The following is a 22,362-nucleotide window of genomic DNA, read 5'->3' on the forward strand; positions in this document are numbered from 1 at the left end:
CGGTGCGCTGGCCGTAGAGCCGATCACCGGGGACGAGGACACCGATGAGAACCGGCTCTACCCCCGCCACGAATTTAGCCCGGTGTGCGGTCGGCCGGAACTGATGCATCGCCCGGCGCGACAGCTCTCGGCTGTGTTCCGTCGACGGTTTGAGGGGTCAGGTTGTGATGGTGATGTAGAAGGGGTCGCCGTCCAGGACGTGGTCGTTGTTTCTGAACTGCTCGATGAACTCTCCGGCGGCGCGGTTGTGTTCGGCGTCCAGGGCGCGGACGGCGTAGTCCCACACGGTGTTGTTGTCGACTCGGGCGGCGTTCTCGTAGGTGCTGGCAAGGGGGTATTCGTCGCATTGGCGTTTCTGCCCGTTGGGGCCTTTGGTGTAGTTGAGTCCCCAGTTGTGCTGGCAGACCCGCCGGATCTTGCGGCGGGAGGCGTCCTTGGACCGGGTGGTGTCGTAGCGGGCGATGAGGCGGGTGAGTGGCTTCTCCCCGACCTTGCCGGGGACCTTCTTGCCGACGATGCCGGGCTTGGTGAGGGTGATGTCGGTCTGGGCGTCGCGGATGAGCTGGGCGGACTCGGCGAAGCGGGTGTCGGTCGCGCGCATGCGGATCTCGGATGAGACGTGGTGGAACACGCAGCGGGGTGTGGTGGCGACGTAGTCGGCGAGGTCGCAGCGGAAGTACTCGGGGGTGAAGTGGTCAGAGGTCCCGCCGAGGGGGCCGGTGAGGGTGAGTTCGACGGTGAAGGTGAAGTAGCCGCGTTTCTCGTCTCGGTAGAGGTCGTCGGGCACGCGGGCGGTGGTGCCGGTGCGGTGCGACCACAGCGGGGCGCCGCCGCGGTCCTGCCATTGCTGGACGGTCAGCTCGGTGCCGCCAGCGGGTTCCTGGGGGTCGCGGTCGCAGACGCTATGGCGGGTGGTGTCGTGGTTGGCGCAGACCAGGTTGATCCGCAGCCGGTCGGTCTTGCGGGTCAGGTTGTGGTCGGCGAGGTGGCGTAGCCGGACACCGAAGTTGATCTGGGTCTGGCGGGGCTGGGCGATGCCGATGAACTCGATCGCCACCAGCGACCGACCCTGCTCGTAGACGACGCCTTGCTGGTTGCGGGCCAGGTAGACGATGGGGCGCTGTTCCCGGTAGCACATGCTGAACCGGCTCTTGAACCAGTAGTGGTCGTTGCCGCCGTGGTTGGCGCATTCGTCGAAGGTGACCGGGTCGTCGGCGGGCTCGCGCAGGTGGCGGCCGGTGCGGGGGATAGTGGTGACGGCCCGGTAGCGGCCATCCTGGGCCAGCCGGTGCAGCCGGGCGCCGGTGGGCCCGGACGCCAGGCCGCGCCGGAGTTCCTGCGCGCGGCGCCGCGGCGGCGCGAGGCGGCCGGCGGTGCCCAGGGCCGGGCTGGCCGCGTGGTGACCGGGTCCTGGCGGCCCCGCGAGCTCTGCGGAACCCGCGGCAGGCCCGGCAGCCGGCCCGCCGGAGGACCGTCCGGGGGAGGGCTGGTGGGCCGGGTAGTGCGCCGCGTCGGCTGGGAAGGCGGGGACCAATGTCAGGCACAGTCCCAGCACGATCACACCGGCGCGCCAGGTGGGGACGTCACGCATGAGCTCTCCAACAGGCCGAAGACGACGGGCAGAAGGCGGACGCGGAAGCAGAGACGAGCACGGCGGGCCACGGCGTGCGGGCGCGGCGGGGCTCGGTAGCCCGGCGGGTCAGGTGATCATGTCGAAGGTGTTCCAGCCCCAGCCGATCGTGACCGGGGGCCGCAGGGTCGCAGGGCCGTCCAGGCGGCGGGTGTTGAGGTACGCCCACAGTTCCCCGTTGACTTGGCGGGCCAGCACGTCCTCGTAGCCGTCGCCGTCGGCGTCTGCGAGCAGCAGGTAGTCGACCCTGTCGTAGGTGAACCACTGGTCGCCGCTGACCTGGATCGGCGGGGCGCTGGACCAGGTGTTCTCCCGGGCGTAGGCGCGGTTGTGCGGCGACAGGAACAAGGTCCCGAGCTCGAAGTTGTGGTGCAGCAGGTCCGGGCCGTCGTCACCGGACCACTCGGTGGCCATCAGCCAGCTGTCCAGGGCGTGCTCACCGACGCGCTCTCGCTCACCCCACGTGCCAACCCCCTGGAAGGTCCGGCTGTGGACGTAGACGTAGGTGCTGTCGTCGCCGTCGCGGCTCCACCGCACCACCAGGTCGTCGAACCCGTCCAGCGTGACGTCCTGAACCACGATGGTGCGCAGCCCGCCCCACCCGTGCCCGACCACGACCGGCTCGCCCCACGTCTGATCCCCGCGGAAAGCCCCGGTGTGCGGATATACCAGAAGCACTCCGTCGTCGGCGCGGCGCGCTATCACATCGACCCAGTCGTCTCCGGTGACCTCGCCCAGCCCGATCCAGTCCATGATCTGCCACCCGTGCCCGGCCACCACCGGGGTCGGCCAGCTCCCGGCCCCTTCCCAGCGGCCCACGTGCGGGTAGACCAGCAGCTCCCCGGTGTCCGCCTGCCGCGCCACCAGATCGGGCCAGTCGTCCCCGGTCACGTCCTGGGCTCGCGACCCGGTGTTCTGCATATGCGCCACCACCCGGTCGCCCGGCCCTGGTGCAGCTGGTACGCCCAGTTCCGGAGGCGCCGCTGTTCGTGCGGCGGCTTCCGTCGGCGCGGCCGCCGCCACCGAGCCCAGCACGCAGCAGACCAGCCCAGCGGCAACCCACGACCTCAGTCGACGCATGGCAACGCTCACCCGTCCTCGCCGCACGCGTGGCCCCAACCATAATCTGTGGCTATAAGTTGATGTTTCATGACTTTAAGTGTCATATCTCGCAGGAGAAGCCGAGGCGGCATGCGCAGTGCTCCTTGAACGGGCGGGGTGGTGCTGACACCGCACACTGTTCGCCCATCCGCTATCGCCTCGGTAGCCTCCCGGTCGCGCGGCCGGCATCCTTCCTCAAACCTGGTGTGACCAGGAAGTGACCAGGGAGATAGCGCGTAGCAGAACCATGGCTGCATGACTCGAAACACATTGCAGCGACGAGCTGCGCTCACGGGAACAGCGGTTCTCACGCTGTTCAGCGCGACCTCCCTCGACACCGCACCGGCTCACGCGGCCTCGGCCGCCAAGGACCAATGCACGGGCAAGGAACTGCAGACCGCCAACGAACACGTCGGTCTCCTTCGGGGGCCCAGCGCGGTCAGCGGAATCGTGACATTGCTCGACCCCAAGACCCATGTCGTCGCGGAAGGCTGTGCCATCGAGGGCGAGCGATATGGGCCCATGTGCGGTCAGGTGGCCAGCGCCCATGTGTGGAGGCCGATCAGAGTGGGTGACATCTACGGTTGGGTCCAGGATGTCTGCCTCTTCCTCCGGACAAAATGACACCCGAGCAGGCCATCGTCTCGTTGGTCTGGGGGTAGCCGGCCACTGTCGACAGCACCGAAACCCATACCGCCAGCAGCGCCACGGCGGCGCGCTCGCGGTGGCTCCCGGACGGTCTGGACGGCGCGGGCCGGCTCCCTGCGGCCCGCGCACGCATTCCGGGTCTCAACAACCGAGCGGCAACGATGCTGGTCCTGCGGGCGCCGGTACCAGGCCACACGGGGCGGGCGCCACCGGATGAAGGCAAGCTGGCAGGGCTGCAACCCGGACTCTCGTTCGCCCAGCGAACGCGGATTCCGTCCCGCCCGAGCGGCATGGCCGTACCACAAGCCAATAGCAGAGTGTGGTTCTCTGATAACTAATTGCTATATTCTGGTGCGGTGAAGGTTCGGTACGAGTTCGGGATCTTGGGCCCTCTCAACGTCACACGCGACGGCGTCAGCGTCACGATCCGCGCCGAGCGGCAACGCTGTCTCCTAGCGGCGCTGCTCATCAACGCCGATCAGACCGTCTCAATGGACGCCCTGGTGAGCAGACTGTGGGGGCAGAACCCGCCGGATGGGGCGCGCAACGCCCTTCAGAACTACGTCCTGCGGCTTCGCCGGGTCCTGGGACCGAACGTCGTGGTAACCGATCGTCACGGCTACGTGCTGCACGTGACACGGGACGGCTTGGACGCGCGCCGGTTCGACTCGCTCGTCCAGGAGGGAGAATCCCTGTCATCTGCGGGAGACCACGAGCAGGCCGCGGTGGTGCTCGGCGAGGCCCTCGGACTATGGAGAGGCGAAGCCCTGGCGGACTTACCCACAGAGCGGTTTCAAGATGTCGTCGCGGCCCTGCACGAGAAGCGCCTGGCCGCGCAGGAGTCGTGGATCGACGCCGTCATCCGGTGCGGGCGTCCCAGCGATGCCCTCCCCGAGCTGCGGCGTCTGACCGAGCGCCATCCGCTGCGGGAGCGCTTCTGGGCGCAGCAGATGCTCGCCTTCTTCCAATGCGGCCGGCAGGCGGAGGCGCTGGAGTGCTACCGCCAGGTCACCAGTCTGCTCGCCGACGAGCTGGGAATCGATCCAGGCGAAGAACTCCAGCGGCTTCATCGGCGGATACTCGCAGCGGACCCGCAGATCGCCGCGGTACACCCGCGCACAGCACGCGATCTGGGGAACCTGCCTTCCGAAACGACGTCCTTCATCGGCAGGGAGAAAGAACTAGCCGAGACATGGCGCCTCCTGCGCCTGTCCCGTCTGGTCACGCTGACCGGAGTAGGAGGAGTCGGCAAGACCAGGCTCGCCCTGCGCGCTGCCCGGCAGCTGTCGGCCTCCTTCCCCGAAGGCGTGTGGCTGGCGGACCTGGCCGCGCTGACCGACGCGACGCTGCTGGCACGCGCAGTCGCCGAAGCCCTGGAGATACGCGACCAGTCCGTGCGCTCGGCAGTGGAGTCCTTGGCCGACCATGTGCGCGATCGGCGCCTGCTGCTCGTCCTGGACAACTGCGAACATCTGGTGGACGCCGTGACACCGCTGATGCAGCACCTGCTGCGCGTGGCTCCAGGCCTCCGGGTTCTCGCCACCAGCCGCGAGCGGCTCGCGGTGCCGGGCGAGCACGTGCTTGTCGTCTCCGGCTTGGACCTTCACGACGATCTCGACGAGGGGGCTTGCGAGGCCGTCCGGCTGCTGAGCGACCGTGCGCAGGCCTGCGCAGCCCCAGTGCGCGACAGTGGCTCGGCCACCGAACTATGCCGCCGGCTGGACGGCATTCCGCTGGCCATCGAGCTTGCGGCCGTCCGCCTGACATCCCTTACCGCCGCGGAGATCCTGGACCGCCTGGACGACCGCTTCCGGCTCCTGTCCGCCCCACGGACACCTGCGGAGAACCGCTATCGGCAGACCCTGCGCGGCGTCATGGACCTGAGCTACGGCCTGTGCACGCCGGCGGAACGCCTGCTGTGGACACGCATGTCAGTCTTCGCCGGGAGTTTCGACCTCAAAGCCGCCGAGGCCGTCTGCGCAGGGGACGGCATCAACGGAGCCGACCTGCTCGACCTGATCACCGGGCTCATCCACAAGTCGGTCCTGGCGGTCGACGGCGAGATCCGGCTGCGCACCGGTGGCACCGCTCGCTACCGGCTTCTGGAAACCATCCGCCAATACGGGCTGGACCGCCTCCGGGCAGGCGACAACGATGTCCAGTACCGCGGTCGCCACTGCGACCACTACCAGACCCTGGCCAAATCTGCCGCCGCGGACTGGTGCAGCCCTCGAGAAGTCCAATGGCTGGACCGGCTGCGCACAGAACTCCCCAACCTGCGCGCCGCCCTCGGGTTCTGCCTCACCCGACCCGAGCGGGCTCACAATGGGGCGCAGATCGCCGCGGACCTCACCCGCACCCGCTCTTGGTTCTTCAGCAGCACTCTGGGCGAGGCGCGGCACTGGCTGGAAAGTCTGTCGGCGAATCTCACCCCCGAAATCTGCGAGACGACCATCGTGGCGACGGTCATGAAGGCCTTCATCGCGACCCTCCAGGGAGACCAGGCGGCCTCCCGAACGTTCCTGGACCATTGCCGCTCGGCCGATCCGTCGCGCGCGCAATCCCCGGCCGTGGCCTATGTCGAAGGCGTGCACACGTTGCTGGCGCACGGCGACCCCGCCTGCATCGACCAACTGGTGCGGGCGCGGGATGGTTTCCGCGCCGCCGGCCACACCGGAGACGCCCACATGGCCACGATGTTCTGGGCGATTGCCGCCGCCTTCCTCGGGAACCAGAGCATCGCCGTTTCCGCGTGCGAAGCCTACGTCGCCGACGCCAACGCCTCTGGCGCCGAGTGGGCCTGCACCTGGGCCCAATGGTGCACCGGCCTGACCGAACTCCTGCATGGAGATCCCAGCGGTGCGCTGCTGCCTCTGTGCGACGCCCTGGTGCGGCAATGCCGCATAGACGACCGGTGGGGTCCCGCATGGGCCATGGAGACACTCGCCTGGGCGGCGGGCGCGCTCGAGCGTCATCATCATGCCGCTCAACTGCTGGGAGCCGCGCATCGCCAACGCCAGGTGACCGGTGCCGCGCTCACCGGCCTCCTCCCCCTCCATGTCCAGCACACGCGCGCGAAGGATCGGGCACGCGAGCACCTGGAAGCGGAGGCGTATGCCGAAGCCTGGCAAATCGGCGCCGACGCCGAGGACGGCGTCACGCTCGCGCTCGGCATCGCCGACGAGGTCTTCCGCCAGAGGACGCCCACCACGACACCCCCGCGCGACCGGGGCCCAACCGCGTGACCGGGAGGTGACCGAGGCGATAGAGGGCGGGCGAAGAGTAGGTCGTGTCGGGACCACTTGCCTGTTCAAGGAGCACAGCCATGCCACCTCGGCCGCCGGACTTCGGTCCCCAGATCGATCCGTACGCAAGGTACGAAGGCCAGCAGGATTGCGACCCGGCGGCCAAGCCCGGAGTGGCCGCGTTCCGTGACCTGGTGCTCGCCGCCTATCCCGAGACACACGACCTCGGAATCAGCAGGGAGTGCGGCCGCGGCGGCCCCAGCGAACACAAGGAAGGACGTGCCTGGGACTGGGGCGTGGACGTCCACACCCAGGCCCATATCGCAGCCGATCTCATCGACTGGCTGCTGGCCACCGACCGGCACGGCAACCCGCACGCACTCGCCCGCCGCTTCGGGATCATGTACATGATCTGGAACCGGCGCATGTGGGAGGCGTACCGCCCCGACGCCGGCTGGCGACCGTACACCGGAGACAACCCGCACACCAACCACGTGCACTTCAGCTTCAACTGGGCCGGCGCCCGCAAGCAGACCACCTGGTGGACCGCGTCCCGGTGGGTGTCGCGGGTGAGTGTGGGGGTGCCGTCGGTGGTGGACCACGGTTCGGGGATGGTGGTGTTCGGTGTCGATGCTTCCGGTGGGGTGATTCATCGCTGGCAGAACGCGCCGGGTGGTGCGTGGTCGGGGTGGACGCCGCTGGGCCGTCCTGCGGCGGCGGCGGTGGGGCGTCCGTGGGCGCTGGTGGGGCGCTACGGCAAGTTGGCGGTGTTCGTCCGCGGTGACGACGGGGCTCTGTGGCACACCTGGCAGTCCGAAGCAGGTGCATGGGCCCCCAACTGGGTGTCCCTGGGCGGCCAGCTCGCCAGCGACCCGGCCGTGGTCCTGAGTCCCAACGGCGCTCTGTCGGTGTTCGCTCGTGATCCGGGCGGGCGTGTCACTCACACCTGGCAGCACGGTCCCGAAGACGGGTACGCCTGGCACGAGGGCTGGGTCGACATGGAAGGCGCCACCCAAGGTCGGCCCACCGTCCTCGTCGGCCGTGACGGCGGGATGGTCTTGTTCGCCCGTGGCACCGACAACGGCCTGCACCACCGCTGGCAGACCGGAACCGGTGGACCCTGGTCAGGTTGGACGCCTCTGGGCGGCCAACTGGCCAGCGACCCGGCCGTGGTGCTCAGCCCCAACGATGCTCTGTCGGTGTTCGCCCGCGACCCCGGCGGACGCGTCACCCACACCTGGCAGCACAGCTCCGAGGAGGGTTACGCCTGGCACGAGGGCTGGGTCGACATGGAAGGCGCCACCCAAGGTCGGCCCACCGTCCTCGTCGGCCGTGACGGCGGGATGGTCTTGTTCGCCCGTGGCACCGACGGCGCCCTGCACCACCGCTGGCAGACCGGAACCGGTGGACCCTGGTCAGGTTGGACGCCTCTGGGCGGTCAGCTCACCAGCGATCCCGCCGTCGTCCTCAACCCCAGCGACGACCTGTCGGTGTTCGCCCGCGACCCGGGCGGGCGGGTCACCCACACCTGGCAGCAAGGTCCCGAACACGGCCACGCCTGGCACGACACCTGGGTCGACATGGAAGGAAACCTCGCCCCCGACCCGCCTGAAACTACGACTCTCACGCCAGCGCAGGCCGACAGCGTCGCACCCTGAAGCAGCCACTGGCATCTGGGGGCCACCCACTCCGCAATGTACGGGCCACCTAGCTCGCGGTGACGACCTTCCCCACCCCGCCTCAGCGGCCGCGTGCTGCTGAACCGAGTTTGTCGCGGCACCGGTTCGCGAGCTGACAACGCTCCACCTGCACGCCTCCACGAATCGTCCGACCAACTGAGGGGAACACCCGATGAAGCCCTGCCACGTCCCGCCCGATCGCGACCTGGAAGTGACGAAAGCCGTCTACATCGTCGGCCGTGACCTGAAGGTCTCCGACAAGGTCATGCTCGCCGGTTTCGAAGCCGGATGGGTCGAGTCCCACATGAACAACCTGCCGTGCGGCGACCGCGACTCCCTCGGAGTCTTCCAGCAGCGACCCAGCCAGGGATGGGGGACTCCGGAACAGATCATGCAGGTGCCCTACGCGGCCGGGCAGTTCTTCACCCGTGCCGTGCGCGTCGAGCAGCAGTCTCCTCACCTCACCGCTGGGCAGACGGCGCAGAAAGTACAGCGCTCCGCCTTCCCCGACCGTTACGACCAAGCCGAGGGGAAGGCACGTACTCTCCTCAGCGAGGCCATAGCCGCGGTAGGCACGCCTCCGCAGTGGGTGTCGCGGGTGAGTGTGGGGGTGCCGTCGGTGGTGGACCACGGTTCGGGGATGGTGGTGTTCGGTGTCGATGCTTCCGGTGGGGTGATTCATCGCTGGCAGAACGCGCCGGGTGGTGCGTGGTCGGGGTGGACGCCGCTGGGCCGTCCTGCGGCGGCGGCGGTGGGGCGTCCGTGGGCGCTGGTGGGGCGCTACGGCAAGTTGGCGGTGTTCGTCCGCGGTGACGACGGGGCTCTGTGGCACACCTGGCAGTCCGAAGCAGGTGCATGGGCCCCCAACTGGGTGTCCCTGGGCGGCCAGCTCGCCAGCGACCCGGCCGTGGTCCTGAGTCCCAACGGCGCTCTGTCGGTGTTCGCTCGTGATCCGGGCGGGCGTGTCACTCACACCTGGCAGCACGGTCCCGAAGACGGGTACGCCTGGCACGAGGGCTGGGTCGACATGGAAGGCGCCACCCAAGGTCGGCCCACCGTCCTCGTCGGCCGTGACGGCGGGATGGTCTTGTTCGCCCGTGGCACCGACAACGGCCTGCACCACCGCTGGCAGACCGGAACCGGTGGACCCTGGTCAGGTTGGACGCCTCTGGGCGGCCAACTGGCCAGCGACCCGGCCGTGGTGCTCAGCCCCAACGATGCTCTGTCGGTGTTCGCCCGCGACCCCGGCGGACGCGTCACCCACACCTGGCAGCACAGCTCCGAGGAGGGGTACGCCTGGCACGAGGGCTGGGTCGACATGGAAGGCGCCACCCAAGGTCGGCCCACCGTCCTCGTCGGCCGTGACGGCGGGATGGTCTTGTTCGCCCGTGGCACCGACGGCGCCCTGCACCACCGCTGGCAGACCGGAACCGGTGGACCCTGGTCAGGTTGGACGCCTCTGGGCGGTCAGCTCACCAGTGACCCCGCCGTCGTCCTCAACCCCAGCGACGACCTGTCGGTGTTCGCCCGCGACCCGGGCGGGCGGGTCACCCACACCTGGCAGCAAGGTCCCGAACACGGCCACGCCTGGCACGACACCTGGGTCGACATGGAAGGAAACCTCGCCCCCGACCCGGACAACAGAAGCTCGCGCGCCATTGTTTCGAGCCTGTCTCCGCGCTCGGGGGAGTGACCGAAGCCGTCTCGCAACCGATAAGGCTCCCACTGATCACCTGTTCCTTGACCTTCCGGCATCGTCCACGACAAGGTTTTGAGAGATCGCGAGGCCCGTCGATCACGAGCGGGGGCGGGGCGGTCGGTCAGGCAGGCGGTGGCTGCTGACCACCACCGAAAGCAAGGAGTCGGTTGGGTCGCTTTGCGACCCAACCGACCTATTTTGAATAGCACAGTGAATTCGTGGACTTCACGCTCCCGCCCGCCACTCCCGCCCTGGTGGTCTCGATGACGAGCACCGAGAGCTCTCACTTTGGAAAGGTTTGTCGAGCGGTACTTTCCGCACTGGTGCCTCACGTGCCCAGGCGGGGTTGAGGGGTGCGGCCAAGTGGCGGGTGTTGTCCGGCGGCGATCAAAGACGTCAAGCATTCCGCAGAGCTCGATTCCGATGTCGCCGCCCTCACCGTTGTCGGACGATGCCTCGCCCATCCGCTGAGCTCTCGGTTCCCGAGGGTCTTCTCGACCTGCACAGCACTCGTGTAACCCGCAACGGAGTCCCCGGCGCGAACCTGTCCAGGCGCGTACCTCTACCTCGCCTAATCGAACGCACGCCGCGCTCTGGCTACCGTGGGGTTAGTGCGGTCGTGGCAGCGGGGGCGTTAACTGTGGGAGATCGCAACGTACTTGATCTTCCCTAAAGTGCGCTGTGGTGAAGCGAAAGACGCTGCCTGACCTGCGACTTTGTTAAGAGGTGACTCCCCCTGGGCTTGATTGATCGTGTTCACACCGAAGAGGCCACTGGTTCGAACCCAGTATCGCCCACGTTTCCCCAGCTCAGAGGCTTGCTCGGACGATGAGCAGGCCTCTTTGGCGTTGTCGCAGCTCCGAAGAGGTCACGGGTTTCGGTCCAGTAGTGCGCGGCCTCGCGCCCGCAGGGCGGCTTCTTGGGGCTCCGGGGGCGGCCACGGGGGCCCGGTGGGAGGAATTCGGGAGATCATCCTTCTCCCGCCGCGAACGAGGCCACAAGAAGACCGTGCTACCAGTCACTCTACGCGGTCGAAGTCGGGTTGAGTGCTCGCCGCATGTCCGCTCAGGAACCACGAGCCGGGGTGGGCTGGAGTCTGCCTTGTGGCATGCCCGACGGGCCGGTGTGAAGGGGGCCTGCGTCCTGCTTTGGGCCGGGTGCAGATAGCAGGTCACCTGGATCGTCTGGAGGCGTCGCTGCTGCAACGTAGAACCGTCTGACCCGTCCCGGGGAAGGCCCGCTGGTATGGCGCGGCCTTCACCGGCTCCGGCTTCGCGGTCATCCGCGCATGCCGTGACGTCCTGCTGGGCGCAGACCCGCCGGTCGCCGTGCTCGAACGAGCCGTCCGCTGCCTCGTCAAGACCCGCGAGGCCGTCACCACTACCGTGCATCCCGCCGGCACCGTCATCTCTTGCGATGGAGGCGATCTCCGCTGGCAGAACCGGCCGGCCATCGGGCCAACGCTGTCCTCACCGCCCCCGCTCCGGCATGACCGACGAGAAGCAGCGCTGGATACCAGTGGCCTTTTGCTTACGCTCCCGCTCCTTCTCGCGGAGAGCAGTACAGAGCAGATGTGAACAATGTAGTGATCTACAACGTAAAGGCTTCGTCCGGTCCTGCGGTACCGCGATTTTGTCCTGTGGACACGAGTGCGGACGAGTTGGCGGTTGCGGTGGCTACCGCCCGGCGGGCCGGGTATTCGCCCGTTCGTAGCGCAGATGCTCGGAAATCTGCGCTTCCGGCGCGGTCTGCAGCACCGTCTTGGTGGCACCGGGCAAGCCCGTCTGGGCCCGCCGGCGACACCCCTGCCTGGGCCCGCTCGATCAGCTCGGCGGAGGCCCGGACATCCAGCCCGCCCGACCGCTCGTCGTCGCTCGCAGATAATCTCGCCGGGTGGGGGCAACGGCCCCAGCCTTGAGGGTCACCACCCCAGCTCTCCGTGGACCAGAGGAACGCCGCCGGCGGCCTGACCGCGCCCCACGAGATCCTTGAAGGTGTGCCACATGGAGCGGCGTACCTCAACGAAACCGATCGACTTCGCCGGGGTATGTCGGAGGTAACCCCATGGTTGACGATGTCGAACTCGGCAGCGCCATCGTCAGCTGTGACGCCGCTAGGAGACGAGTGGTGAACGTGTGAACCAGGGGGTCTGCCGCCCTGGTTCAAGGCTGTCCGCCGCGAGCGTGACGAGGCATGCGACGGCCCGGCCGGGCAGATCGAAACACAGCTCTTCCTTCGTGGCGTAGTGACGATAGATCGACCCGATACTCGAATCTGCTCCGAGCGCGGTGTCGCGGATGGTCGACACCGCAAACCCCCGGCGGGCGAACACCCGTATGGCAGCCGCCTGGATGACCTTGCGTGCCGCCGCTCGCAGCGCCGCAATCCACTCGACAGTGCGCGCATAAACCCTCCAAGGGGAGATGAACCTTCGTTCGTCCTGTCAAGAGCGTCGGTCTGACGGCCGCGGGCACCCAGCCCGCCCGGGCCGGGTGTGCGGCCTGGCGGCTGGTCCCGGCATTCCGGGGGTTCATCACGCTGGCCGTGTTCATCTGCGAGCTGATCACGGAGGACATCAACGAGAGCCCGACAGGTCGCATGCATCCGCGGACGGCAGCTTGGCGGTTGACTGACGCTGACGCCAGTCAGGTTCGCCAAGTCCGAGCTCTACTCACCCGCCTGAAGCCTTGCGTCCCCTATCGTCTGGTTGCTGTCCGTCGGTCATTCCCCACTCTAGGTATACGTGCTTAAGTAAAAGGGCCGGTCCTGCGTCACCGAAGGCCCACATTTTGCCGTTCCGGATTCTCGTTGTTATGTCAGCGCTGCCATGGACTTGCCCAGCTGACGAGGTGCAAGTTCCGCAGCCGGTGGGCTGTCGCACGAGATGTGGCGTCGTAGACGACCAGCAACGGCTCGTTTCGGTTGAGTCGCGGAGCGCGACGTCTTTCAGGTCCACTGTCGGCCAGAAAATGGTTCGAAGTAAGGTGCTTTTGGGTCACCCCAACTGATGATTTGATGCTGACCGTAAAGTGGGCAATCATCGACGACTCCCTAGCTCGACAGCTCATATTTCTCTCAGGTTATTCTTGATGTTTCTGCGGAAGAACGGCTTGAGTGACTCAAGTTTCATCGATTTCAAAGTCGGATAATGGCATCTGGTTTGAGTCGAAGTCTATCCAGATTGACAGAATGAGATATTTCGCTCGCGACTTTCGTATAGGCAGTCCATATATCTTTGCTGGCAGCCAACGCGAATTCGCATCGACAATCTTTTGCGTTCCTATTTGGCGATGCCACAAACCTTGACTCGGCGTTGCTGTACGCTCTTGACCTGGGAATTTGCATAATGATTGCAAATATGGGCTGTGACCTTTAGACGGTGTGCGGGGTTGTCTGTCGCGATTGGGAGAGCTTTGCTGGGCAGCCTGCTTCTCTGTGAAAGTCGCCTCCTTTGCGAGGGGATGCTTGACGAGTGCTCGCGGTGACCTGGTCTACTATCCGCTCCGTCGCGGATCGTCTTGTCTTGCGATAGTTTCTTGGAGTCGGATTATCTCGTGAGCCGTCTCCCGGTACGGATTTCATGTCAGAGTCGTTATTTGTGATTCCTGAGCGACGCGTTGCCAGGGGAGTCCGTTGTCTGCACCTTGAGTGATCTATGTCATAGCCATGTGCGAGAACCTGACCGTTCCTCTGCGAGGACGCGCTGGTTACGTTTAGGCCGACGTTGGCGATCTTGCCTATGGGTCTGCCTCTGGAGCTTGTGTGAGCTGGTTTCGGCGTGTAGCAGCTGTTATGTCGGTGTCGTTGGCAGGATCGTTCCTCCAAATCAGCCCCTTTTCGCTGATGAACGCGGCGCTCGCGGATCCCGCGTCGCAGGCCGGCAAGCCGGGGCAATGGGCCACGAGCGCAGAGACTGCGGCCTCGGCTCGGATGCTCGCGCGATTGTCCCGACGACCTGTGGAAGCGTTGTCCGAGCGGACGGAGACTTCTTCGACCTGGGTAAACCCGGATGGCTCGCGTACAACTGAGCTGTACGCAGGACCGGTCCGCTTCGTGCAGGCGGGAAAGTGGATTGACGTTGACGTCACCTTGCAGGCAGTCGGTGCGGATGGTGCGGTGGTCCCGCGCGCGCATCCCCGGGGCCTGAGGCTCGGAGGCCAGGGCGGGAGACGACTACGATCCTTCGGCGAAGCGAAGGCTGCCGAGCGTGATGCCCGTGATCTGGTAACGCTCGGGTCAGGCGACGAGCAGGTTGTCCTGCAGTGGAGGGGTGGGCTGCCGAGGCCGCTTCTGGAGGGAAACCGGGCTACCTACCCCGATGCCATCGACAGGTCGGCGGACGTGGTGGTCGAAGCTACGCGAATGGGTTTCGAGCAATACGTGAAGCTCAAGAAGCCACCGACGGGCTCAGGTGGCCTCTCCTACACGATGCCGTTGAAGGTCAAGGGCTTGAAGGCGGACGCCCAAAGCGACGGGTCGGTGCTCTTCGCCGAAGCTGAGACAGGAAAACGCAGGGCGTACCTGCCTGCGCCGGTGATGTGGGACTCCACGTCGGCAGACGGGGTGAGCGACCATCCGCATAAGGCCAAGGTCGGGGTGAAGGTGAAGACGCGGCGTTACGGCGTCGATCTGGTATTCACGCCGGACCCGGGATTCCTTGCCGACCCGAAGACGGTTTGGCCGGTGACAGTCGACCCGTCCACGAGCGCGTTGGCGAACGTCTTCGACACTCGGGTACAGCGGGGCGAGACGGTCGACTGGTCTGCGGACTCCGAGTTGTACTGGGGCAATCCAGGAACCAAGAACGCTGACGGCACCAGCCGGGAGGCACGGGCGTTCATCAACTGGAAGACCGCACCGATTGCCGACGCGCTTGTGTCCAAGGCCACGCTGTCCTTGTACAACTTCCACTCGGGAAACTCCGATTGTGCGGCGTACACGTGGGAAGCTGTGGACACCGCACTTGCTTCAACGGCCTCGCGCTGGACGGCTCAGCCGGCTTGGAGGACCACCAAAGCGACCTCGACTGAGACCAAGGGGCGAGACGGCTGTGGAGGCGACGGCTGGATCAATGCAGACGTCACCAACCTAGCCCAGACCTGGGCATCGGCGAAGAACACGACTTCCGGCATGGGACTGCGGGCACCCGACGAGGTCAGCACCAAGTACTGGAAGCAAGTGAACTCGGGCAACGCGGCGAGCAATGTCCCCAAGTTGACGGTCACCTACAACTACCGTCCGAAGACTCCCACGAACCCACAGGCGGGTCCGCCTTACCTGGCGCACGGCGGCGTCTACGCAGTCAACACCCTCCGACCGACTCTGCGTGCGACGATCGGCGATGCCAACGGCGACAAAGTCAAAGGCAACTTCCAGATCTTCGATGCCGCGACCAACACACAGGTCGGAGATGTGCTGTCGTCAGCGTCCGTCCTCCCAGGTCAACAAGCCTCGGTCACAGTCCCGGACGGTGTGTTGAGCAACGGCAAGACCTACAAGTTCCGCGTAGGCGGCTATGACGGCACCCACTACGGCACTATCTGGTCGGATTACTGCGCCTTCACGGTGGACACCACCAGCCCGTCCGCGCCAAGCGCCGTGGGATCAACGGACTACCCGTCCAACGCATGGGTGAAAGGTGCCGGGCAAGCGGGAAAGTTCACCGCCACACCACCCTCTGCGGACCACCAATGGTTGGAGTGGTCGCTGGATGGGACGAACTGGAACAAGGTGGTAACGAGCGGCGCAGCGGGTGCCAAGACCTTCTCGGTGACGCCGCCCAGTGACGGCACCCAGGTTCTACAGATCCGCACGATGGACAAGGCCGGCAATGTGTCCGAGCCGGCCTCCTACACCTTCCACGTCGGTCCCGGCGGGTTCGACAGCCCGACGGAGGGCCAGCGCACGGCCCGTCGCGTGCCCTTGGTGGCCGAAGGCGACCCGACCAAGTATGACAAGGTGACGTTCGCCTGGCGGCGAAGTGACGCCGACCCATGGACGCCGATCCCGCCCGCTCACATTGCCTCCGGCGACACTGCGCTTTCCTCTTGGCCGGTCCCCCTGACCAACGGCAAGAACGCATCACTCGCCTGGAACGCGGTCACAACGGTCAACCCGGACGGCAACGTCCAAGTGCGAGCTGAGTTCGCCGGCCCCAACGGCGCCGTCGGCCAGTCGCAGCCGTTGGCCCTTGTGGTCGACCGCAACGCAGACGGTGCCGCGACCAAGACGGTCGGTCCAGGCGCAGTGAACCTTCTGACCGGTAACTACTCTCTGCAGGAGACCGACGTCTCGCTTTTCGGAATGTCGGTGTCCCGCACGGCCTCGTCCCGGTTGCCCGGCGCCGGGGCCGAGCAGGAAGGGCAAGCCCCCATTTTCGGAGGTCAATGGGTAGCGGGTGTCTCCGCCGACCCGACGGACACCGACTACTCTCACCTGCGTAAAACCTCGGAGACCTCGTTGGACGTGGTTGAGGAGGACGGATCAGCGCTGCACTTCACGGCCAATGCTGACCAGACGGGGTGGGTTCCCGAGCCTGGGAACGAAGACCTCAAACTCACAGGCTCCTTCACCGGCACGTTCACGTTGACCGAGAGCACATCTGGAGCCGTCACCCGCTTCGCCAAGACCGAACCGAACGCGGTCACCTGGCAGGTGACGACTTCCTTGCGGGCTGGCTTGGACGACACTACGGCCAACGTCGTGTCCGAGGCCGTAACGGTCGATGGCAAGAAGCTCGCTCGTCCGAAGCGAATCATCGGTGCCTCCAGCGGCGTAGCATCGAGCACCTGTGAGAACTCTCCCTCGACCCGCGGATGCCGCGTGCTCGAATTCACCTACGCCACCGCCACCACCGCCACGGCTAGCGCGTTCGGCGACTATGTCGGCCAGGTCAGCGAAGTAAGGCTGTGGGCCACCAAGCCTGGAGCCAGTGCCGCTGAGGCGATCCCGGTCGTCCGATATGCCTACGACGACAGAGGACACTTGCGGCGGCGATGGGATCCACGGATCACTCCGCTCCTGCAGACCCAGTACGGCTATGACGACGCCGGACGAGTAATCGAGCTGACGCCGCCGGGGCAGCTCCCCTGGACCTTCACCTACGGAAGCGCGGGGAAAACCGAGACGGCCGGTGCGGGCATGCTGCTGAAAGCGTCGCGCCCCGCGCTCAAGCAGGGCAGTACCGACACGGTTGAGGGGGACGCCGTCACGGCGCTCGTCTACGATGTGCCCGTCACCGGGGCCAAGGCTCCTGTGGAACTCGGCATCGTCGGACGGTCCCGGTGGGGGCAGACCGAGAGTCCGACCGACGGGACCGCGATTTTTCCCTCCGACGCGACACCCGCTTCCCACACAGGTGATGACCTGTCGGCCGGAGACTACAGACGCGCTGCCATCACCTACCTCAACGCCTCCGGCCGGGAAGTGAACACCGCGAACACCGCCAGCTTCGTCACGACGACCGAATATGACCGATACGGCAACAAGGTGCGTGCCCTGAGCGCCGCCAACCGGAACATCGCGCTCGGCGGAACCGCCGCCGACCAGCAAGCCCTCACTGAGCTGGGGATCGCGAACCTGCCGAGTGCTGAGCGCGCCGAAATGCTCTCCGAACGAACCACCTACAGCGACGATGGGGTGCAGGAACTACAAAAGCTAGGACCGTTGCATCAGGTGACCCTCGATCAGGATCTGATCGTCTCCAATGAGAAGGTCGCGGCATCTGGCTTGCTGGTCATGGCGCGTCCCTGGAAACAGAACGAGTATGACGCGGGACGCCCCACCGACGGTTCCGCCGTCGTCCAGGATCAGGTCACCAAAGTCAGCGAGGGAGCCCAGTTGCCCGCCTATCCCACCGTACTGGCGGACGGCCGAGTGCAGACCACCAGCTATGACTGGGCCAAGGGCGTTCCCTCCGCCACCACCGAAGACCCCGGAAGCCTGTCGATCACCCGGCAGGTCGAGTACGACTCCAGAGGCAGAGAGACCAAGAGCACGCAGCCCAAGAGCTCCGGCACGGACGCCGGAGCGAGAGTGACCACCTACTACAGCGCCGACGGCACCGGGCCCTGCGGTGGACGCCCCGAATGGGCTGATCTGGTTTGCACGACCGGACCGGCCGGAGTGATCACTGGCGGTGGCTCCAATCCATCAGAACTGGCGACCACCCGTACCGAATACGGACTGTACGGGCAGCCCACGACCGTCACCGAGACCGCCAACGGTGCGACCCGGACTACGACGACGACTCACGACGATGCCGGGCGGCCCCTCAAGACCACCGTCTCGGGCGGTTCGGGCGCGGCGGTTCCCGAAACTACGACCACTTATGACAGCGTCACAGGGCTGACCACGACCAGCGCTTCCCCGACCGGTGGAACGATCACCCGCGGCTACGACAAGCTAGGCCGGCAGACGTCCTACACCGACGCCGACGGCGGCATGACCAAGGCCGAGTACGATCGGCTGGGCCGCCCGGTCAAGGTGACCGACTCGGCACCGTCCACCACCACCTACACCTACGACACCGCGGTAGACCCCCGCGGTGTGCCAACCGCGATCACTGACTCAGTCGCCGGTACCTTCAGTGGCCGGTACGACGCGGACGGGCGAGTGTACGAGCAGACGCTTCCCGGCGGATACACCACGACCACCACCACCGACACGGCCGGGAACCCCGTCGCACGCTCCTACACTCGCAACAGCGACGGCATGATCGTGGCCAGCGACACCCAGACAGTCTCGATCTTCGGGCAGGCCACCACGCGGGTCGGCACACCCGGCGGTGTCACACAGCAGACCTACCGATACGACAAGCTGGGCCGCCTCGTCCAGGCTGAGGACACCACGGACAACATCTGCACCCGTCGCTCGTACGGCTTCGACGACAACACCAACCGGAACCTTCTGAGAACTCTGGTCAGCGAGCCGGGGATCGACTGCCCTGCCAGTGGAGGAACAAGCCTGACCTCCAACTACGACTCCGCCGACCGGCTGGTCAACAGCGGCTACGCCTACGATGCCTTCGGTCGCACCATCTCTGTGCCCGGCGGTGCTGGCTACTCCTACTACGCCAACGATCTGGTCCGTCAGCAGACCGCCGGGAGCCAGCGCAGGACCTGGCAACTGGATGCAGCCATGCGCTATCGGTCATGGACCACCGAGACGAACACGTCTGGCACCTGGAACCAGTTCGAGGCAAAGCTCAACCACTACGGAGACGACTCCGACAGACCCCGCTGGATCGTTGAGAACACCGCCACTGGCGCCATCAGCAGGAACATCGTCGGGCTCACCGGCGAACTGGCCGCCACCACCGCCAAGACTGGAGGTACCGCACTCTATCTGAACACCCTGCGCGGCCACGTCGCGGTCATCTTGCCACTAGACGCCGGTCAAGCGCCGACTGTCATCGACACCGACGAATACGGCAACCAACGCCAGGGCTCGCCATCCATCCGCTATGGCTGGCTCGGCGGGTACCAACGCTCTAGCGAAACCCTCACCGGGGTGTCGCTCATGGGCGTTCGCCTCTACGACCCCAACACTGGCCGCTTCCTGCAGACCGATCCCGTGCACGGCGGAAACGAAAACGCCTACGAATACTGCACCGCGGACCCGGTCAACTGCACCGACCTCGACGGCAGAATCTCTTGGCGAAAGCTCTTTCGGCACTTCATCGAAAGCGGTGTCTGCATGCGCCTGGGATTCGGTTCGTGTATCAAGGCGGTCAGCATATCGGTAAATGCTGCTAAATGGTCAAAAGGCCTGGGGGGCAGTGGAATCACCAACGCTGTTCGTCATTTCATCTGGCAGGGTAGCCTCACGTTCTATCTGGGCTACAGGGCGGCGAAGCTGATCGGAGACGCTCATGAGATCTACGAGTCTGGCAATGATACGGCGAAGGATCGATACAATAACTTCATAGCCCGGTGGTTCGCGCGTGCCTATCGAGGCACATTGCGGGTGTTCAACTACTACTGGGGAGCTAACGGCGTCTTCTACCTCCTTAGATATTATGGATACTGGTACTATCGTTACGGCTATCTAATGTAGCGACGCATCGGCGCGGCCAAAGCTTGGCCGACCCGTACCGCGCTCCTAGCGCAAGGGCGTGCGGAACGATGGGATGCGACTGTCTCACCGAAAAGCAAGGACGGTTCTTCGATGTCTGCCAAACGCGCCCTTCCTTGGGGGTTGGTAGCTTCGGTTCTGCTGGTTCAAACCCTGTCGGGGTGTGGCCCGACACAGCCGGTCGATCTTCGGTGCGGCAAGGATGCGAAAAGGGTTCTTCAGCAACTTGAAGATGCCGTGATTCCGTTCATCCCACGAGGTGATATCGGCTCAATCGAGCGACTCGAAGGATGTGATTCCGGTGACAACCCGACACTGACCGTCAGTTTTCGAGAAGGCGTCAGTCGGGCTGGCATCGTGAAGGGTCTTGCCGTTTCGCCTTGGAGGCCGGCGACGGCTGCGCTAGTCGAACGATATGGTGCGAGAATGGACTCCAACGTCTACGAACGCCCAGTGGCGTCACGTCGTGTCGTGGTCATGGTCGAAGAATCTCCGCTAAACCAAAGCGCTGTGGAGTTGACCGCGGAATTCTTTGACTGAGCCTTTAGGGAAGGTGTCTTTATGAAGTGGTGATCGCCCCGGAAGTGCGGGTGGATGGATAATTGACCGGCTTCCGCGTCAAAGCGAGGCCGCGCTTTAATGACCTTTGGCTCGCATTGGTCCTCTGCGCCAAGCGGGCACCCCTGGTTTACCTGACGCTGCCTGGGGCCCCATCGGAGAGCGCCTGCTCGTGGACTGTCACGGTAAGCCACCTTCGCGGTCGGCTGCGGTCGGCCACGCGCCGGTGACAGAAACAGCGCGCTATCTGTGGGAGAGCGCAGTGGACTTGATCTGCCCTGATGTGCGCTGTGCTGTGCTGAAAGATGTTGTCTGACCTGCGACGATGTCGAGAGGCGGCTTTTCTCGGGCTTGATCGATCGTGTTCACCGAAGAGGCCACTGGTTCGAACCCAGTATCGCCCACCCCAAGTTTCCGCAGGTCAGAGCGTCGTCAACGGCTCGATCTCGTGTGTTCCAATGAGCGCTTCGTAGTCTGGGGAGCCAGTTTCGGGAGCCACCGTACGCTTCGCAGATTCCCGCAGCGCTCACGCAGGCGGTCGATCATGGTGACTGCGTCGTTCTGGTCGGCCGAGTTCGGCAACGGAAGCCGTACTGGCCTTCTTGAGAACCTCGTTGGCTCGCTTGCAGTCAACGTCTCGGGCGCAACCGCTTCAGCTGCTGGCGCTTGACCGAGGAGCGCGATGAAGGTCTTCGGCAAGGCGGCCGCTGACAGCGTCGGACCCGCTCTCGGCGGCCGCTGCCCTGGCCGACAGTTGCAGGCCCGCAGAGTTCGTCGTGCTTGACGACGCCTTCCGCGGCGGTGATGCGCGCCATGGTCGAGATGCCAGTGACCGGCTGTGCCCGTGCAGCCAGGCTGGGCGTGGGCCGGGTGGGCCGGGTGGGCCGGTCCTGGTAAGTGCTGTGTGCTGCTGTCCGGTCCAGGCCTCTTGCGTGGGACGTCCAAACGGTCATCTTTACACCGAAGGGGCCGTTGGCGACTCGCGTTGCCGTCGAGCGCAGGTGTTGCGGACCTTCCCCCAGGTCCGGGTCGACGTCCAGTCCGAGGGCGGGCCTCGGTGCTAGTTTGTGGGTGAGCTGCCAGGACCGTTGAGACCACGAGGAGAGCTCTGATGACGGCGATGCCTGAAGAGCCGCCGTTCGTCCGTGATGACCTGAGAGAGGCGCTCGCCGCGCTCGAGGTGATGCCGGGTTTCCGGGCCGAGCTGGTGGATGGAGAGATCATCGTGTCCCCGACTCCCGATGGGCAGCACGAGACCATCATCGTGGCGGTCGACGACTGGGTTCGTGACGTCCACGGCCTGCGGTTGCACCGAAACCTGACGCTGATCAGCCCGGAGGGGGAGTACGTACCCGACGGGATCGCCGCTCCCAAGGGTGCGTTTGCGGGACGCGAGTGGCACAGCAAGCCCGACGGGGTGGCGATGGTGTTGGAAGTGACGTCGGGGAGTCGGCGGGATCGCAAGGGCGCCGAACGGGACCGCGGGCCCAAGCGGCGCGGCTACGCTGCCGCCGATATCCCGCTGTACCTGCTGATCGACCGGTTGGACGGAAAGGCCACGATCTTCTCCGAGCCGCGCGGGGATGACTACGCCCACATCGTCTCGGTCGCCTTGGGGGAGGACCTCCCCATCCCCGCCCCGCTCGAAGGCGTGCTCCCCACCCGCGATTTCTGACCGCTCCCGCCCCGGTGCATCCGCGCCTCTGGGCGACAGCGCTGTCGCCAACT

General features: G+C 65.8%; 10 protein-coding genes. 7 read left to right on the forward strand and 3 right to left on the reverse strand.

What is annotated here, in order from left to right; translation table 11 throughout:
* Positions 1–157: 157 nt before the first annotated feature.
* A complete protein-coding gene (locus ABD944_RS24180) occupies positions 158–1,591 on the reverse strand; it encodes a NucA/NucB deoxyribonuclease domain-containing protein (RefSeq protein WP_345180048.1) in 1,434 nt (477 codons plus the stop codon).
* Positions 1,592–1,699: 108 nt separating this feature from the next.
* Positions 1,700–2,551, reverse strand: coding sequence for a hypothetical protein (locus ABD944_RS24185; protein WP_345180049.1), 852 nt, complete (start codon positions 2,549–2,551; stop codon positions 1,700–1,702).
* Between the two features lie 435 nt (positions 2,552–2,986).
* On the opposite strand from ABD944_RS24185, the gene ABD944_RS24190 reads away from it, so the two are divergent.
* From ABD944_RS24190 to ABD944_RS24205, 4 genes are all read left to right on the forward strand, one after another.
* On the forward strand, positions 2,987–3,355 hold the full coding sequence (locus ABD944_RS24190) for a hypothetical protein (RefSeq protein WP_345180052.1): 369 nt from the start codon (positions 2,987–2,989) through the stop codon (positions 3,353–3,355).
* Positions 3,356–3,735: 380 nt separating this feature from the next.
* Positions 3,736–6,624: an AfsR/SARP family transcriptional regulator gene (locus ABD944_RS24195; RefSeq protein WP_345180053.1), complete on the forward strand. Its 2,889-nt coding sequence runs from the start codon at positions 3,736–3,738 to the stop codon at positions 6,622–6,624.
* Between the two features lie 80 nt (positions 6,625–6,704).
* On the forward strand, positions 6,705–8,282 hold the full coding sequence (locus ABD944_RS24200) for a PLL family lectin (protein ID WP_345180055.1): 1,578 nt from the start codon (positions 6,705–6,707) through the stop codon (positions 8,280–8,282).
* A 193-nt stretch (positions 8,283–8,475) separates the two neighbouring features.
* Positions 8,476–9,996, forward strand: coding sequence for a PLL family lectin (locus ABD944_RS24205; RefSeq protein ID WP_345180056.1), 1,521 nt, complete (start codon positions 8,476–8,478; stop codon positions 9,994–9,996).
* 2,119 nt (positions 9,997–12,115) lie between these two features.
* Here the strand turns inward: ABD944_RS24205 and ABD944_RS42475 are convergent.
* Entirely contained in the window at positions 12,116–12,427 is a 312-nt protein-coding gene (locus tag ABD944_RS42475) for a TetR/AcrR family transcriptional regulator (RefSeq protein WP_360577141.1), read from the reverse strand.
* A gap of 1,367 nt (positions 12,428–13,794) precedes the next feature.
* Here ABD944_RS42475 and ABD944_RS24210 point away from each other — a divergent pair.
* From ABD944_RS24210 to ABD944_RS24220, 3 genes are all read left to right on the forward strand, one after another.
* Entirely contained in the window at positions 13,795–20,058 is a 6,264-nt protein-coding gene (locus ABD944_RS24210; RefSeq protein WP_345180058.1) for a DNRLRE domain-containing protein, read from the forward strand.
* Positions 20,059–20,169: 111 nt separating this feature from the next.
* A complete protein-coding gene (locus tag ABD944_RS24215; protein ID WP_345180059.1) occupies positions 20,170–20,616 on the forward strand; it encodes a hypothetical protein in 447 nt (148 codons plus the stop codon).
* 1,129 nt (positions 20,617–21,745) lie between these two features.
* On the forward strand, positions 21,746–22,309 hold the full coding sequence (locus tag ABD944_RS24220; protein WP_339153616.1) for a Uma2 family endonuclease: 564 nt from the start codon (positions 21,746–21,748) through the stop codon (positions 22,307–22,309).
* The last annotated feature ends 53 nt before the right edge of the window (positions 22,310–22,362 follow it).

Origin of the sequence: Actinomadura verrucosospora (assembly GCF_039540335.1) — a bacterium.
GTDB classification, from domain to species: Bacteria; Actinomycetota; Actinomycetes; order Streptosporangiales; family Streptosporangiaceae; genus Spirillospora; species Spirillospora verrucosospora.